Source organism: Butyricicoccus sp. AF35-5AC (genome assembly GCF_003477715.1).
GTDB lineage: Bacteria > Bacillota > Clostridia > Oscillospirales > Butyricicoccaceae > Agathobaculum > Agathobaculum butyriciproducens.
In genome coordinates, this window is the sequence record NZ_QUDX01000004.1 from 80,046 (window position 1) to 96,233 (window position 16,188).

Sequence of the window (16,188 nt, forward strand, 5' to 3'; positions counted from 1 at the left end):
CTCCTTATCGCTCCGGCGCAGGCTTTTCCCGATGGGGCTGCGCCTTGCTCTGGTTGGCACATTCCTTCCGGCTCTGTTCCAGCCGTTCTTTGATGGAGGGCTTTTTTTCCGTCTGCCTCTCCCTGGGGCGCTCATGCTCCCACTCGTCGCCGGAGAGGGTGAGATACCCTTTGCTGGTGAAGCACCCCTGTTCCTCCTGAATGGCGTGGTTGCCGAAGGGAACGGGATCAATGGCGTCCAGCAGCGCCGGAGGCAGAAGGACGTCCAAATGCTGTGCCAGATAGCGCCAGCCCACATCCTCCACTTTGCGGATGTTGGGCTCCAGGATGAAATACTCCGTGTTAGCGGGAAACTCCCGGAACTGTTCCAGGGTGGTCAGGCGGAAGGGAGACTCCTGCACAGCGGCCAAGAGGTTACGGTCTTCGGGGGAAAGTCCGGCAAGCGCCTGGGTCGCTGTCTCCAGCTCGCTTGCGTCACCGCCTGCGGGTAGCAGCGGTTTCAAATGCTCCATGAAATTGGGTTCGGTTTTGCTCAAAGACATCATCCTTTCTGAAAATGGGTAAAAGAAAAGCAGGGAACTTTGTGTGTTTCCTGCTCATGAGTAGTAGAATGGTATTAATTTGTTGCTTCTCTGAAAAGACTGTATTAGTCCGCATAGATGCCTTTTCTGTCCATTTTTAACTTTTCTTTAATTTGATCGATAAAAGGACGCATACGGCGATATGCACGCTTGCTTAATTCAAGTTCGTACTCGATACCTTTCCGCTGTTCTGCAACAAGATGGATTGCATTTCTATAGCCATATATCTCAATGATTTCGGAAGTCAAGTCAATTGTGCTGCCATCATTGCTAATAAAGCTATGTAGAAGGCCAAGCTTTTCAGCCGCTTTACACTTATCGTCAAACCTGATCTGTGTATCTTCTTTTTTTCGTTCTTGTATATGATAAGTCAGGATTTCTTCACCGTTATGAGTGAGTTCCTTTTTTAGCGTAGCCAATTTTGCTCTTGGTATATCTATTTTCGCTGGAGCAAAATGGTATTGTAACTCATGAAATTCCGGGGTATCTTCATAATAAGTGTATAATACGGAATGAATTACGGCTTCGTATATTGTGGCGTATGAAAATATCTGATGTCGAATTTCAAAGATAAGATTTTCGTCTTTTGCTTCAATTCCTTCGTAGAGTTTGTAAGCAAATCTTATACCCTTGAATTCTTCAATAAGCCGCTTGCGTAAGGCTTGATCTTCTATAAATTCAAATTCACCGTTATACCATGCTTCATCTGCTAAATGATTGTTGCAATATTGATATACTGCATCTTTTATCTCAGTTGATAAAGGCATTACGCATCCTCCCTAATTCTATTTTCATACATCATTATAACAGAGTTTGCCTTTGTCATGAATAGCACAAGGTGAAATATACAGGTCACTTTAGGTTTGGAGAATTGCGATTTTGAATTTATTTCTCGATGCGGTAATTCACATATTTTCCTCCGGTGTCGGCCAGAACGATTGTCCCGTCATAGGTTTTCCCGGTACGCAGGGAGCGCAACCCTTTGACCTTTGTCTTTCCGTCTTTGAGCAATGCGGCGGCGATTTTGAAAGTAAAAACCTTCCCGCGCTGCTCGAAAAAGCGGTCATTCTTCCACATGACGAACTGACAGGCCCGGTCCGAACAGGCGAAGTTCTTCTTGCCCACATAAAGCGGCTTGCCGCAGCGTGGGCAGAGGCCCACCGTTTCCTTCTCCGGCTGGAACAACTTTTGCCCATCCTCGGAAATGTGGGAGTATTTCCGCACCAGCTCCGCCGCCATTGCCTCGATCCCGTCCATGAAGTCCTCCGGCGACACCTGGCCCTTTGCCACTTCGTTCAACCGCTGCTCCCAATCCGCTGTCAGCTTGGGAGAGGTCAGCAGCTCCGGCAGCACCGTGACCAGGTTGACGCCTGCCTTTGTGGGAATCAGGTTCTTGCCCTTGCGCTCCACAAATCCGCCGGACACCAGCTTTTCGATAATGGCCGCCCTGGTTGCCGGGGGGCCTAGGCCCTTGCGTTCTGCCTCGTCCGGCATATCTTCTTTGCCCGCATTCTCCATGGCCGACAGAAGGGTGTCCTCTGATACGTTTTGTCAAGGGTGTTTAAGAACTTTTTTCGCTGTCATTCAAAATCAGACGCTTGATTTTGTCGCTCATGGTTTCTTTGCTCGTTTCACTGAAATGGATTTTGACGCGGTAGGTGGTCTTTCCGATTTTCTTTATCATTACAGGTGGCGCGGCTTCCTTTACGGTCAGAGGGGAAGCGGTTGCGGGGGTGCTGCGGTTGCTGGTGTCGTTGTTCATAGGCTCTCCTTTCCATGAGAAAAGCCCCATGCGGTCATACATGGGGCGGTGGTTTTGAGGTTGAAGTGGCGAAGTGGCAAAGTGGCAAGGTATCTGGGTTTTGCCACTTGGATTTTGCCGTTTCACTTTTTAAGAGCGTGATACCATGCCGCGCCAATGCGCTTTGAGGTAATGCGCCCGTCAAGGTTTTTCTTTGCCGCCCGGACAGTACGGGCAGAAATCCCCGCGTCGGCTGCGGCTTTTACAATGTCCTCGCTGGCAAGCTCTTTCCCGTCTGCAAGCAGGTCAAGTATCAGCCTTTCAGCCTGTTCGGTTTTGGTGGCGTTGTTGCCGCCCGCGCCGGACAGCAGCTCGTCGGCGGTGATGTCGTATTCGCCTATCCACGAAAAGCCTGTTTCCGGGTCAAGGCAAAAGGCTATGGGCTTGCCCTCCGGCGCAAGGGAAGATTTGTCATGGACGATAACGCGCACATTCGGTTCTCGTTTCACGCGCCCGATCAGCAGGACGCTCCTTGCTGCGGCGCGGAAGTCGATAGAACCTAAGCTCCGGTATGCGCTCTGCCCTCCGGCAGCTTTGTTGAGATGTCCGATAAGGATAACGGCGCACCCGGTACGCTCGGCAACATCGGCAAGGCGGCGGAACATGGGGCGCACTTCGTTTGCCCGGTTCATGTCGGTTTTTTCTCCCATGTACGCATGTATGGGGTCAAGGATAATCAGCCGCGCCCCGTTCTGTACGATTGCTTTCTCTATGCGCTCGTCGGACAGAGTAAGCTCCCGTTTTGCTTCATCAATCACAAGTACGCGGTCAAGGTCGGCTTCTGCTTCCATCAAGCGGGGCTTGACGGTATCGCCCAGTCCGTCCTCGGCGGTCTGATAAATCACTTGGAATGGCTGTATGGGCTTCATGCCCGGAAGCGTCCCGCCTGTGGTGCAGGCGGCGGCAAAGCGTAGGGCAAAGGTGGTCTTTCCCTCGCCGGGGTTGCCCTGCACAATCGTCACTTTCCCAAAGGGAATATACGGCTCCCACAGCCATTCGACGGTCTGTGTGTCAACCTCGCTCATGCGGATAATCTCAACGGTTTCTTCCTGCGGCGGCTCTTTCAATCCATAGACCGCTTCGCGGAGATACTTCCCGTCTGTGATTTCTCCCCGGCGCGTCTGCACCTCGTTCCAGTCCTTGAAAAGAGGGATAAGCCGATGGACGGTCAAGCCCTCCGGCATGAGCTTCACAAGGCGGCTGCAAGCGTCGTTTCCGGCTTCGTCGCTGTCAAGGCAGAGATAAACGGTCTTGATGTTCGGACGGTCAGAGAGAAAGCGGAGCAGGGCTTTCTCGCCCACGCCGCCCAATGACAGGTAGCTTTGCTTCTGCCACTCCTTTTTGAACAGGCAGAGGAAAGAGAGCAGGTCAACGGGGGCTTCAAAGACAAACAATCTTTCGCCCTCGCCACGGTAGCAGAAGTTAAAGGCTTTGTCGCTGCCTTTCACATCAAGCCGGAAACTCCCGGCTGTGCCGCGCTGGTGGGCGTATCGCGGTATGCCGCTTTCGTCGCGCCCGACAAATACGGCGTTGTGGTGGGCGACTTCCTCGTAAATATCCCCGTTGGAAAAGAAAAAGCCCGACACATCTTCATCAATGTGACGGGCGGCTGTGAGGTATTCCCTCGCTGTTTTGTTGTCGGGGCTGCGGGGTGGCAGTCGGAAGTCGGAGAGGGGCGTGGGGCAAGGGCGGTCTGGCGGTGCTGCGCCTTTTTCTCCTGTCAGCAGTTCAACGGCTTCGGTGAAGCTCTTGCCGAAAAACTCCATGACAAAATCAACGGGGCCGCCGCCTTTGCTTTGGCTGTGGCGATACCATTTGTTTCCCCGGACGGTCAGGCTGTCGTGCCGCTTCCAGCGGTATTCATTCCCGGCGCGGGTAAGCTGCTCGCCCTGTGATTGCAGGAAAGAAACAAGGTCGGCTTGGTTGGCGTGGTCTATCTGTTCTTGGGTGTAATACATGGCTGATACCTCTCTTTCTGTGGTTGAATTGTTCATAGTTTTGATGTAGAATGAAACCGAAAAATCGGAAGTTAGTGAGGTGCTGGATTGTGAATGAAAGAGAAAGAATTATTCACTTATGGTTTGAAATGTGGCTTACAAAACAGGATTTAGGTATTGATAATATTTTTGCAGAAGATGTAATTTATACTGAAAGTTGGAGTCCAAAATATAATAACCGTCAAATCGTAAAACACTGGTTTCAGGAATGGAATACTCGTGTCAAAGTCGTTGCTTGGGAAATCAAACAATTTTTCCACAAAGGAAATCAGACGATTGTGGAGTGGTATTTCAAAAATGAAATGAACAATGGGAGCATAGAGGAATTTGATGGAATTTCCCTGGTTGAATGGACAAAGGATAATAAAATAAAATCATTGAAAGAGTTTGGCTGCAATTTGAATAATTATAATCCTTATGAGCATAGTGACCTGCCCGAATTTAGGGACGAAAGAGCAAGTTGGTTTTAATATTAGGAATCAATAGCGTCCATTTTATCGGAAAACATTTAGGACGGACAGGCAAAGTAGCTTGCCCGTCCTTTTCTTTATCGCTCCTGTTCCTGCCGCTTGGTGCGGGTCTGCGTCTGTGCCGGTTGGTCGGCGCGGAGCGCAATATCCACGCATTTGCGGATTTTTTGAAGTTCGGAAACATCAGCGCGGGTAGCTTTCAGCTTGGTGTAGTCGGTATCTCTCTGCACTTTGAGGTCGGCGTATTCCTGTTTCCATTTGGAGATAGGCAGCGTCTTTGTATCCGTCAGATTTGCATGGAGATAGCGGCTTGCCGCGTTCCATAGGGTCAGCTCGGCGCGGTGGGCTTCCTCATACTTATCCCGTTTGTTCGTCCAGCCGTTTTTCAGCTTTTTCAGTTCATCGTGAATGGGCTTGTACTCTGTGTAGTTCTTCCCGTATTCAATTAGCTTTTGCAGCTCTTTCATGCGCTGCTCGGCGGCTTTCATTCCCTCCCGGATAGAAAAGGTTTCATCACTGACAGAGGAAAGAGAAGCGTCCAGCTCATCAAGATTAGAGATACCATGCTCGGAAAGATAGTTGACCGCCGCCGCTATGGTTTTCAGTTCATCGGCTGTGTGCTGTTGTTGCCAACGCTGTGAATACTTCCGGCTCTTTTCTCTCTGAACGCTCAAATACTTCATCAACAGATTTGCGAGGTTGGGAGATTGCGGCGGCTGTTCTGGGGCGGTTTCCCGCGCTTTGAACAGGTCGGCAATCCATTCTTTGAGCTTCCCAATCTGCGCCCGGATTTCCCGGATAAGGCGGTTTGCCTTTTGGATATTGCGGTTCAGTTCGCCTTTCTCGGTGGCGATACCTTTCTTCTCCATCTGGCAAGCCGCCACGCCCATGTGGACGGTGGGTATCTCGTCAATTCCTCTCTCGGCGTTGCTGCGGTGGTCGATACGCTCCGGGCTTCCGTTTCTCTCCAAAAAGTCGTTGGTATAGTCAGCCCACGCCTTGCGCCACAAGAGGGTGTTGTCCTTGTCGTTCCAGCCTGTAAGGTCAATTTTGTGGGTTTTGTATCTGCCGCTTGGCAAGCGGATGCGCTCCCCGTTTTCATCAAGGTCATATTCCTTTTTGGACTTCGCTGCCCATGTGCCGCGCTCGTCAAGGGGTCGCATAGTCAGCATGATATGACAATGGGGATTGCCGCTGTCGGTGTCGTGAATGGCATAATCAACGCACATTCCTCTGGAAACAAATTGAGAGGAACAGTATTCCCGGACAAGCCGGATCTGTTCCTCTCTGGATAATTCTATGGGGAGCGCCGCGTCAATCTCTCTGGCAAGCTGGGCGTTCCCGGCTTTCTCGTAAAGCTCCACGCTGTTCCACAAGGTTGAACGGTCAGAGAATGAGGGTGGCGCGTGGGGCGGCAGCATGATTTCTGTATGGACAACGCCGCCTTTGCGGGTGTAGTCATGGGTCATTCCGTCCCATTCGTTTGTCAGCTTTTCGCCGCTTCGGTAGGCGGCTGCGGCAACGGCTGATTTGCCTTTTCCTCGGCTCACAATGCCGATGTTCCAATGGTAAATGGCTATGGGTATCACCTCCCGGATAGGATAATAAAACCCGCAAAAATGGTACAGACGCCAACGGCGGGTGTACTGCTTTTGCGGGTGTGCAGGGATAGCCGCGAAGCGGCGCAAGGGGTGCAGCCCCTTGTTGCGGCAAAGCCGCCAATGTCGGTCAGACGGGGAAGCAAACTGCTTTCTCTCTGTGCCGACAAGCCCTCGGCAGAGCGCACACGCCCGCAAGGGTGTATAAGTGCGCCCTTAGTTCCTAAGGGATTTTCAGCTTGTCGTTCCCTCGTCTCGTTTTTTCAGATATTCCCGTACCGGCTCACTCGTCAGTGCAAGCCGGAGAAGCGCGGCAGCTTCCTCGTCGGTCATGTCCTTTGCTTCCGGCACAATGCTTTCAAAGACCGCGCCCCGGACAATAAGGCGGTGGCTGCGCGTTCTGCGTTCCTCTTTGGATAGCTTCTGCCGCAACATCTTTTCCCGGTTCTCAAACTGCCGGATTTTCTTCTTTCCGTCCTCAATCTCGGCTTGCAACTCCTCGCGGGTTTTCTCTCTCGGTTTCGTCATGGGTGTCGCTCCTTTCTGCCCGTAGGCATGGAAAAGGACAGTCGATTTTCTCGGCTGTCCCTTGTGGGTGTCAATCAAAGTTATTTTTCTTGGTCTGCGTCAACCGTTCCGGCACCGTCATCAATATATAGCTCGGCTGGAATTGAACTGACAGTAAGCTGTTTTTCTGGCGGTAATGAATTATACCACTCAAGCCATTTAAGGGTTTCTTCGGATAAGTCCGATTTGTTAAATAACTGTCCTTCAAATTCAACTGTTTCATTTTCTGCATTTTCCAAATTACTATATAAGAAATATTTACCATCAATTAAAATCACAATATCATTTTCATATTGATATACTTTAGCGCCTACAATATCGTCATTAGCTTGGAAATTTTCTTTTGGCTCTTGTGATGAACTAACTTTGCTTTCGATTTCCCCTAAATAAATGAACTGGCTTTCTTTGTCTGTAAGACTGGGTTGACTATCAGCATATTGATACAACTTGTTATTTACATAAACCATAGGAGCCAAATCTCCAGAAACAGGGGGATTAGAGCCATTAAGTAAACGAGGAATTGTAGCTACACAAATTATAAGGCAAAGACAGGCTGCCATAACTCCCCACTTTATCCACACAGGCTTTTTCATTTTCTTTTTGTAGTTGAGTGCTTCGTCAACATATTTTGTATCAAGCTCGCTCATAGCGTCGGAGAATTTCTTTGCGTTCATACGAATACCTCTCTTTCAATTAAGTATTGCTTCATCTTCTCGCGGATACGGGTCAGCCGGACGGAGATATTTTTCTCCGAAAGTCCCACAAGCTCGGCTATATCCTTGTAGCTATCGGAAAACCAATAGCGGCGCATGAAGATAACGCGATTTTCAACGGTCAGCGTGTCCAAAAAGTCCTCGATAATACGGGCTAACTCTCTGGCTTCAATTTCATCTTCAACGGTTTTCTGGTCTGCGATACAGGCTTCGATTTCTTCTAAAGCAATCGTATAGTGACTACTCCGTTTTGCAGCTTCCTTTCTCCAATAGATTTTGAGTGAAATGTTCCGAACAATTTTCACTATGTAGGACAGAAGCGGGTTAGGCCGCGCCGGGGGAATGGCGTTCCATGCGCCTAAATAAGCGTCGTTTACACATTCCTCCGCGTCTTGTCTGCTCCCTACGATATGGTAGGAAAGATTGTGGCAGACTTTTCCGTATTTTATGTCCAATTCCCGTATGCCCTGTTCTGAACGCTCGAAAAACATTTCTATGATTTTTTCATCGTCTATCAATCGCACCGCCTCCTTTCTGGCTTCACCTATATACTACGGTTTTAGCGGCGAATACTACATCAAATCTCAAACTTTTTCAAAAAAATTATATCACACTTCGCCGGAGATTGCTTGCAGTAGCTTTTGCCGCTTCGCTGGCGGCTTTCCGTCGTTCCTTGCTGTATGGGGCGGTCAGACGGAAAGAGAAACGCCCCTTTGCAATATCAAACTCCATGCAGCCCGTTTCCGGGTCTGTGTCCGTCTGCTGGCAGATTGCCGGATAACGGCGGCTGTATGCAAGCAGACGCTTCTTTAAGGCGGTGTTGTGGGTGCGGATATGGATAAGGGTGTCTTTCTCGTCAAACCATATATCGGTGGTCTTTTCCTGCTTGGTAAGCCCTGTTTTCATAAACTCTCCTTTCTGCGCCCCTGTTACGCAATAGGGGCATTTTTCGGGTGTTTTTCCCGGCTCTTGACTTGGGGAAAATGAGGATTTTCAAATAGAAACCGCTCAGACAGGGAATGGTTCGTTGGGGCGGCTGTTATCGCAAGATTTCTGTTTTTTCCGGTTCTTGACCGTCAAACATAGATTAGCTCAAACTTGGCGATTTCCTCCGCTTGCGCCCTGCAAGCGTTCATCAGTCCCACCCATTTCATGGGGTCGGTAGCTTTGAGTGCTTCGGTAGCTCCCGCGCTCCTTGCAAGCTGCGGCATGATAAGGTCAATCCGGCTCCGCGCTGCTGCGTCGATCTCCGCACAATGCTCATACAACTTTTCACTGGCGGCAAGGGCGGTATAGAGGTCGGGGCGGTAGCCCTCAAGATAGGATTTCCGCAAGTGTCCGTAATGTCCGATATGGGGCAATCTGGCGGGCGGGGTAGTGCCATTGTCAATCAATCTTCTCATGCGCTTTTTTCTCCTTTCTTGTCTGCGACAGGGGGAAGTTCATGGGGCTTTTGTTCCTGCTCCCGTTCCCGCTGTTCTCTCCATTGTCTGCGTTTTTTCTCCATATAGCGGCGGTTGTATTCGGCTTTTTTTGCTCTGCGCCGTTCCTGCTCTGCCAATGCCGCTTTTTCTTCCTCTGTCAGTACGATTTCCTCATGGGGGATTTCTACCTTGCCGACAAAGTTAAAGAAAATCTCAACCTCCTGTGTGCGGCTCGCCCCTTTTCCCTCTGCTTGGTGGACAAGGATTTTTTCAACAAATTCATTTATCATGGCGGGGGTAAGCTCGGAAAAATCCGTATATTTTTTGACAAGGGCAAGAAATTTTTCAGCGTTGACGGTTTCCCAGCTTATACGGTCAAGCTCCTGCTCGTCTTGGGTAACGCTCTCGGTTAAACTCTCTAATTCCGCTTCAAAATCATGCAGCATTTGTTCAAAGAGCTTATCGGAAAGTCTGCCGTTTACATTGTCCTCATAGAGCTTGCGGATTAAGCGGCTCAATTCGTCGGCTCGTTTCTCGCTGCGCTGTTTTCTCTGCCGGATTGCCTTTGCCGCTTTCGCCTGCCGCTCGCTGGAAGCAGAGCAGACCTGCTCCATAAATGCCGCTTCATTGTTCAGCGCGTAGTCGCATACTTCCTTGATAGCTTCGAGCAGAAGCTCATTTACAACGGCTGTGCGGATAAGGTGCGTCGTGCAATATCTATCATAGTGCTGGTTGCCTAAATCATAACGGGAACAGTTGTACTCGTCGCGTTCTGGACGCTTCCTGCCGTTGGGTCGCCCCGCCCAGTCCCGCGCCAGTCCAGCCCCGCCCCTGTGGTTATACATCTTAGCCCCGCAATCCGCGCAAAACATCAAGCCCGTTAAAGGATTTGCCGCGCCTATGGTGTCCGTCCGGCGTATTGTTTTTCGTAAGCTCTGGACGCGCTCCCATGTTTCCTTGTCAATAATGGCTTCCTGCGTATTTTCAAAAATGACTAAATCCTCTTTGGGTGTCGTTCTGGAGCGTTTGTCTTTGTAGCTTTCTTTATAGGTACGGAAGTTTACTGTATGCCCCATATACTCCGGCTTGGACAGAATATCGGCAACTGTGCCGCCGCGCCATGTGTACCGTTCAGCGGGGTTAAAATTAGACTGATGTTTCCCCACGCCGCGCTGTGCAAGGTAATAGGACGGCCTTTCAACCTTTTCCAAAGCAAGGATACGGGCAATTTCATACGGACCTTTGCTCTCCAACGCCATGCGGTAAATCCGGCGTACTACCTCGGCGGCTTCCTCGTCGATAATCCAGTGGTCTTTGTCGTTGGGGTCTTTCTTATAGCCATAGATACAATGGCTGTTTGTATGCTTGCCGGACATTCCTCTTGCGCGGAGAACGCTTGTTATTTTTCGGCTGCTGTCACGCACATACCATTCGTTCATAATGTTCAAAAACGGGGCAAACTCGCTGCTTTCGCGCTTGTCGCTGTCAACTCCGTTTGCTATGGCAATAAAACGGACGCCCCGCTCCTTGAACATGACTTCTGTGTAAAATCCCACTTGCAGATAATCTCTGCCGACACGACTTAAATCCTTTACCAGTACATAGCCGATTTCGCCGCTTTCAATTCCCGCAATCATGCGTTTCCAGTTCGGACGCTCGAAGTTTGCCCCAGACCAGCCGTCATCGGTAAAGTGGACGCAATTCGTAAAGCCATGTTCCCTTGCATAATCTTCAAGCAGCTTCTTTTGATTGATTATGCTGTTGCTGTCGCCTGTGAGGTCGTCGTCGCGGCTCAACCGCTCATATAATGCGGTTATTTTGCCTTTATCGGTTTTCCTTGCTTTCATTAAGACATCTCCTTTCTATGGGCGATTTCTTATCCCCCTTTCATAGCATATAACTTCGGTGTAGGGCTTGGGAGGTGAAGCGAAGTGCTCGGTGACGGAGGCGGAGACCGGCTCAAAGACCTGCCCCTCGGTCAAGGCGGGAAGAACACCCTCGGCATCTTCATCCTCCGGCTTCTCCTTCAGGGAGGAACGGAACACCTCCTGGATGGCACGCTAGCCCTGGGAAAGCACCTGCTTTCCTTTTGCCGTGAAAGTGTGGCCGCCGCAATCAAAGGCGGCTGTGACCGCCTCATACACGAAAGGCTCCGCCGCCGCACACAGCAGCTTGCAGCAGACCAGCAGAAGAATATTGCGCTCGCCCACAGGTAACGCAGGAACATCCGCCTTTTCCAGCTCCAGGGTGGGAATCAGGGCGTGGTGGTCAGATACCTCCTTGTCATTCACCAGCGCCAGAACATCGGGAAAAAACTTCGGGCAGGCGTCGAAGGGCGGCACCCGCGCCGCCAGATGCAGGACCACGGAGGCGGTTTCCGTCATGTCGCCCGTCAGATACCGGCTGTCCGTGTGGGGATAGGTCAGCAGCTTCTTTTCATAGAGCGACTGGGCGTAGTCCAGAGTTTGCTTGGCCGTGTAGCCGAATACCCGGTTTGCCTCCCGCTGCAAGGTGGTCAGGTCGTACAGCTTGGACGGCTGCTCCGTCTTTTTCTCCCGCACCAGGGATACACACACGGCTTGCTGTCCGTCGCAGGCGTCCCGGATGGCCTGGGCATCCTCCATGGCCGGAATTTTTTCAGAAACCGCCGCAGCTCCCTCCAACGTCAGGCGCACATGATGGTATTTCTCCTTGCGGAACAGGACGATTTTGCTGTCCCGGTCGGCCAGCATCGCCAGGGTGGGCGTTTGCACCCGCCCCACATTCAAGGTGCGGTGGTAGAGGACAGAGAACAGGCGGCTTGCGTTGATCCCAATAAGCCAGTCCGCCTTTTGGCGGCAAAGCGCCGACTGATACAACGGGTCATAGTCCCCACCGGGGCGCAGGTCGGAAAAGCCCTCTCGGATCGCCGCGTCCTCCATCGAAGAAATCCAGAGGCGGGAGAAAGGCTTGGAACATCCGGCAGCCTCATAGACCAGCCGGAAAATCAGCTCACCCTCGCGCCCCGCGTCGCAGGCGTTGACCAGTTCTGTCACATCGGGGCGTTCCATCAGGGAACGGAGAGTGTGGAACTGGTCAGCCTTTTCCTCGGACACCACATAGCGGAAGGGGGCGGGCAGGATGGGAAGGTCCTCATACCGCCACTTCTTATAGCGGTCATCGTAGGCGGCTGCGTCTGCTAGCCCCACCAGATGCCCGATGCACCAGGAAATGAGCCAGCCGCCGCCCTCAAAATAGCCATCGGTCCTGGATGTGACACCCAGGGCTGATGCGATACTCTTTGCTACACTCGTTTTTTCACAGATCACAAGTTTCAAACTGTTACCTCCTTGATTGTTCTTTACATTTTGTCTAAAATTAAAATAGACTGGCGAAGGGAGTACTTGTATGGACGCAGATAAAAACATTCTTGATGATGAATACATGATGGCTTTGTTTTATCTATATCTTCAAGAACAGACAAACACACGGAAACTACTTAATAAATTGGAATCTGATTTGCGTCTTTCAAATAGATTTTTTCCGGAGAGCAAATTGTGCGATGCAATTAAAAATCTATCCAAGGTATCTTTATGTACTTTAAAAAAGGGAAGCACATTATATCGTTGCCGGTTGATTAGCAAGGAAGATGAAAATTTGCTGTTTTCAAAGATAACTACTGAGTGGTTTTCTTTAGCTCAGGCAGTCGTTCCTACATTTGATGTAAACGGTGGCGACGAAGAATGGATAAAATTCTGCCTATATGTTAAAAATCATCCGGAGGCTTTACCCCCTTGGCAGGAAAGACACGAACAACTCTTAGAAAAGTACTCCAAAATATCTTTTTGGGGATACGACGAAAAAGGATCTGATGCTCCACCTAAAGGAACCGCGTCCCCTGGGAGAATAAACCCTGATGGTATCAGTTATCTCTATGCGGCAAATGATATTCAAACAGCCGTATTAGAAGTTCGTCCAATTCCAACTCAATTTGTTAGCGTTGCTCAGGTCGAATTACTTGAAGACGTAATAATTTACAGCTTTATAAAACCATCTTCTTTAGAAGCTGATAAGTCGGATCCTTTTGATTGGGTAGATTATGATGAAATATCCAGATATTTTGGTCAACCTAACTATGGAGGAAAATCGTACTATTTAGCTACACAATACATCAGCGAATACATAAAACACTTAAAAGACTCTAACGACCAGACAATTTTTGATGGATTGTGTTTTCGTAGTTCATTGAATCCAAGCGGAACAAATTATGTGCTGTTTGATGTATCTCAGAGCAAAAAATACCGCATTTGTAATTCAAGTATATATCAAGTTAATGACTTATTAGGAAATACTTCTTGTATATTACCTTTGAGTGACTCCCATTTCTAATCCTGAGATAGATTGTAGTGGTCAAATAGCCTCGATCATGATAAATCAAGCCTTTGATGAGTTGTTTCTTAATAAGCATTATTGTTCCTTACGGAATGTCGACTTTTTAAAAAGGCGGCATATTGAAGACAGAAAAGCCCTCATCTCTAAAATTGGAGATGAGGTAGCTTTTCGTAACGGATACAGTAAAAATAATCATTTGAGTATGCTTAATTCAAAAAAGCAAAAGAGTTTGAGAACGATATATAGCAAATTCGCAAGAACACCAACATACTTGTCGCTTGATTTTGAAAGTGGTGGATTTGAAGTGTTCGATAAAAATGGGCAGCATTTAGGACAGTATTCATTTGACGGAGTTCGTACAAAGCTTCCTGCTCCCAATACGCATAAATTGTATTTTTCTTGATTAGCTATAGTCGAGTTTGCTGGAAAATAAAATTCTTGCAATTTATGATTTAGACAACTCCCACCTTAAAGGCAAAGAGGGCCATAGGTTTAACTACCATGGTCCTCTTTAGTGCTAGTGCTATTCTTACTCGGTTTCTTCCTCCATCTTCAGCCAATCCTCAAAGGACTTCCTAGAGATACGAATCATGTTGCCGATGCGGATCGTCTTGAACGCTCCGGAGTTGGCGAGCTTATAGGCCGTAGCGCGGCCGATACCGAGAATGGCTGCGATGTCACTCACGGTGTATGTTCTGCTTTGGTGCGTTCCTTTTTCGTTGGGTGTGTTGGTGCTCATAAGATTATCCTCCATCTGTGCTAACAGCATTTTGAAATGACCCCTGGAAGCCCTCTGTCACAAGGGGTTCCTGCTAATACCTTGCTAATACGACATTTGAAAAGCCGTTGTAAGGCAGCATATTTCAGGGGAATTTGTGCAAATTGACCTGCCTCCAGGCAGCACAATTTGCGAAGAAACAACACGGGAAGATATGATATGAACAATTTACGAAATGGTACGCCGTGCTCTCGGAGCACCGCTTGTTGAGTCTGTGCTCCGGGATTGTTTTGCTGCAAAGCGGTTCGGAGTTAATCGTTTTTGGATATATGCAAAGGCAGAACAGGAGTAGAACAAAGTGGAACAAAGGTAGAACAACTTGGAATCAAACGGTGATTGTCAAGAGAATCTTTCGGGTGTATAATAGTACTATCGAAAAGTGGGTAAAGTGGCTCTGCTGTCGCAAAAAGATGCGATAGTGGAGCTTTTTGTATATCAAAAAAGTTAAGAGAAAGACCAATAAGTAAATTTCTTATTGGTCATTTTTTATACCATTTTTCGAGAGTATATACATGAAAAGAGTGAGAATAGTGGGGAGAAAATGCAAAAATTCGCCTAATGTGAAGGTGCATGGAGTACCTTTCCGTGTGACAGAAATGGGGATGACGACTAAAGGGCAGGCTAGATGCTATATCAGTATGAGGCAGCCAGATGGGAGTATACTGCATGGGGAAGGCGTAAGTAAACTGGTTACGGCAAAGAGTATGAAGGCTGAGGCTGTCATAAAAGCTGCAGAAAACATTATATGGAAGAATCGTGGACAGGTGCTTGAGTGGTTACGAGCTGGTCGACTGCAGAAAGCGACACCGACGCTGTTGCTTCTGGTGCTGCCGGAAGAAAGCATAGAGCGCGTATACGGAAAGAGTGATGAAGCGCATCGAGAGTTGGTGCGGCAGGCAGTAAAAATGCTTCCGCCATTGCCTGAGCTACAGGAAAAGATGGAAGCTGTAACTTTCCGCGCAGTAAAAGCCGTGGCCGCGAACCAAGAGAAAGGTGACATACTAAAGCGTGCTCTGAATCGGCTGTATGATGAAGCCGTTGAACAAAGACTTTTAAAAGAAAATATGGTAAAAAAGTTGCTTGTAACGGTGCGCAGCGAGGTAGAAAAAGCGGATCGAAATATGCGTCAGCGCATCCTTACCTTTGAGGAGATGCGACTGCTAACTGACTTATGTATAGAGGGGATGAAGACAGATATAAGGTATGCGGCCGTGCTGCTTCATCTGACCACGGGTGTAAAGACAGGAGAGCTGTGTGGACTAAATATTGGCGATTTGATGCGATATAAAGATGTGATATATATCGAAATTGGTGCAAAATCCGTACAAAATCGAGGTAAAGTTGCGGAGTGGAAGCCATATGAGCGTGAAAGCGGAAAGCTGCGGCGCATACCGTGTACCCCTTTAGCACAAGCAGCACTAAGTGTGCTTTTGAAGTCGCGGTTGGAAGCGGGTGCAAAGGTGGATGCTCCGCTGATTGTAGACGAAAATCGACGTCGATGGGATGTGTTGAAACTGCGCGCTTTTGAAAAAGAGCTGCTGCAAAAAGTAGTACCGGAATATGCGAAAATATCACGAACTGACGTAATTCGTACAAGTTTTGAGTATTACTGCCGGGCTGTATGCGGTATGCCAGATGGTCAAGTACAGAAGATATTGGGGTGTAAGGCAGGTCAGACGTACGAAGAGTGGTATGCGGACTACAATTCTAGGGTTGCGCTGATAACGCTATGTGCACAGCTTACAAGATTCCATAATTTGTTAGCGGAAAAGGGGGATAGATGGAAAGTGGCCATGCACCTGCATCTGCGGGTGAAACGTGGGGCAAGTGTCCAAATTCAAACGGAGCATGGTATCAAAATTGAAAAAATATAGTAATATGTGAGCCGA

General features: G+C 48.9%; 16 protein-coding genes and 2 pseudogenes. 4 read left to right on the plus strand and 14 right to left on the minus strand.

What is annotated here, in order from left to right; all coding sequences use genetic code 11:
- Nucleotides 1-4: 4 nt before the first annotated feature.
- From DWZ82_RS07130 to DWZ82_RS07150, 5 genes and pseudogenes are all read right to left on the minus strand, one after another.
- Entirely contained in the window at nucleotides 5-541 is a 537-nt protein-coding gene (locus tag DWZ82_RS07130) for a hypothetical protein (protein WP_199667419.1), read from the minus strand.
- A gap of 104 nt (nucleotides 542-645) precedes the next feature.
- Nucleotides 646-1,347, minus strand: coding sequence for a hypothetical protein (locus DWZ82_RS07135; protein WP_118479766.1), 702 nt, complete (start codon nucleotides 1,345-1,347; stop codon nucleotides 646-648).
- 118 nt (nucleotides 1,348-1,465) lie between these two features.
- Nucleotides 1,466-2,122 (minus strand): annotated as a pseudogene (locus DWZ82_RS07140) (DNA topoisomerase); the annotation flags it as partial.
- Between the two features lie 19 nt (nucleotides 2,123-2,141).
- The gene (locus DWZ82_RS07145) at nucleotides 2,142-2,342 is read right to left on the minus strand and encodes a transposon-encoded TnpW family protein (protein WP_022473970.1); all 201 of its coding nucleotides are present in this window, start codon (nucleotides 2,340-2,342) and stop codon (nucleotides 2,142-2,144) included.
- A gap of 122 nt (nucleotides 2,343-2,464) precedes the next feature.
- Nucleotides 2,465-4,339 carry an AAA family ATPase gene (locus DWZ82_RS07150; RefSeq protein WP_118479770.1) on the minus strand — a complete coding sequence of 625 codons (1,875 nt, stop codon included), beginning with the start codon at nucleotides 4,337-4,339 and terminating at the stop codon, nucleotides 2,465-2,467.
- A gap of 89 nt (nucleotides 4,340-4,428) precedes the next feature.
- Here DWZ82_RS07150 and DWZ82_RS07155 point away from each other — a divergent pair, with 89 nt between their 5' ends.
- Nucleotides 4,429-4,848, plus strand: a complete 420-nt coding sequence (locus DWZ82_RS07155) for a nuclear transport factor 2 family protein (protein ID WP_118479772.1) — start codon at nucleotides 4,429-4,431, stop codon at nucleotides 4,846-4,848.
- A 77-nt stretch (nucleotides 4,849-4,925) separates the two neighbouring features.
- On the opposite strand, the gene mobQ is transcribed toward DWZ82_RS07155, so the two are convergent.
- From mobQ to DWZ82_RS07195, 8 genes and pseudogenes are all read right to left on the minus strand, one after another.
- Complete coding sequence (gene mobQ / locus DWZ82_RS07160) at nucleotides 4,926-6,437, minus strand: MobQ family relaxase (protein ID WP_118479958.1); 1,512 nt, start codon at nucleotides 6,435-6,437, stop codon at nucleotides 4,926-4,928.
- Nucleotides 6,438-6,680: 243 nt separating this feature from the next.
- The gene (locus DWZ82_RS07165) at nucleotides 6,681-6,974 is read right to left on the minus strand and encodes a DUF3847 domain-containing protein (RefSeq protein WP_118479774.1); all 294 of its coding nucleotides are present in this window, start codon (nucleotides 6,972-6,974) and stop codon (nucleotides 6,681-6,683) included.
- 80 nt (nucleotides 6,975-7,054) lie between these two features.
- On the minus strand, nucleotides 7,055-7,687 hold the full coding sequence (locus tag DWZ82_RS07170; protein WP_015540945.1) for a hypothetical protein: 633 nt from the start codon (nucleotides 7,685-7,687) through the stop codon (nucleotides 7,055-7,057).
- Nucleotides 7,684-8,244, minus strand: coding sequence for an RNA polymerase sigma factor (locus DWZ82_RS07175; protein ID WP_117510400.1), 561 nt, complete (start codon nucleotides 8,242-8,244; stop codon nucleotides 7,684-7,686). Before DWZ82_RS07175 ends, DWZ82_RS07170 begins: the two co-directional genes overlap by 4 nt.
- Before the next feature lie 85 nt (nucleotides 8,245-8,329).
- The gene (locus DWZ82_RS07180) at nucleotides 8,330-8,632 is read right to left on the minus strand and encodes a hypothetical protein (RefSeq protein WP_015540944.1); all 303 of its coding nucleotides are present in this window, start codon (nucleotides 8,630-8,632) and stop codon (nucleotides 8,330-8,332) included.
- A gap of 170 nt (nucleotides 8,633-8,802) precedes the next feature.
- Entirely contained in the window at nucleotides 8,803-9,129 is a 327-nt protein-coding gene (locus DWZ82_RS07185; protein WP_118479776.1) for a TnpV protein, read from the minus strand.
- On the minus strand, nucleotides 9,126-10,997 hold the full coding sequence (locus DWZ82_RS07190) for a recombinase family protein (RefSeq protein WP_118479778.1): 1,872 nt from the start codon (nucleotides 10,995-10,997) through the stop codon (nucleotides 9,126-9,128). The genes DWZ82_RS07185 and DWZ82_RS07190 overlap by 4 nt, the downstream gene beginning before the upstream one ends.
- A 54-nt stretch (nucleotides 10,998-11,051) precedes the next feature.
- Nucleotides 11,052-12,467: pseudogene (locus DWZ82_RS07195) on the minus strand (DNA topoisomerase); the annotation flags it as partial.
- 70 nt (nucleotides 12,468-12,537) lie between these two features.
- On the opposite strand from DWZ82_RS07195, the gene DWZ82_RS07200 reads away from it, so the two are divergent.
- Together DWZ82_RS07200 and DWZ82_RS14970 are read left to right on the plus strand one after the other, a co-directional pair.
- Entirely contained in the window at nucleotides 12,538-13,518 is a 981-nt protein-coding gene (locus tag DWZ82_RS07200; RefSeq protein WP_118479780.1) for an RES family NAD+ phosphorylase, read from the plus strand.
- Nucleotides 13,519-13,555: 37 nt separating this feature from the next.
- Nucleotides 13,556-13,924, plus strand: coding sequence for a hypothetical protein (locus DWZ82_RS14970; protein WP_147356913.1), 369 nt, complete (start codon nucleotides 13,556-13,558; stop codon nucleotides 13,922-13,924).
- A 126-nt stretch (nucleotides 13,925-14,050) separates the two neighbouring features.
- On the opposite strand, the gene DWZ82_RS07205 is transcribed toward DWZ82_RS14970, so the two are convergent.
- A complete protein-coding gene (locus DWZ82_RS07205; RefSeq protein ID WP_243022905.1) occupies nucleotides 14,051-14,290 on the minus strand; it encodes a helix-turn-helix domain-containing protein in 240 nt (79 codons plus the stop codon).
- A 713-nt stretch (nucleotides 14,291-15,003) separates the two neighbouring features.
- Between DWZ82_RS07205 and DWZ82_RS07210 the strand changes: the two genes are divergently transcribed.
- Entirely contained in the window at nucleotides 15,004-16,173 is a 1,170-nt protein-coding gene (locus tag DWZ82_RS07210; protein WP_147356914.1) for a site-specific integrase, read from the plus strand.
- Nucleotides 16,174-16,188 lie beyond the last annotated feature (15 nt).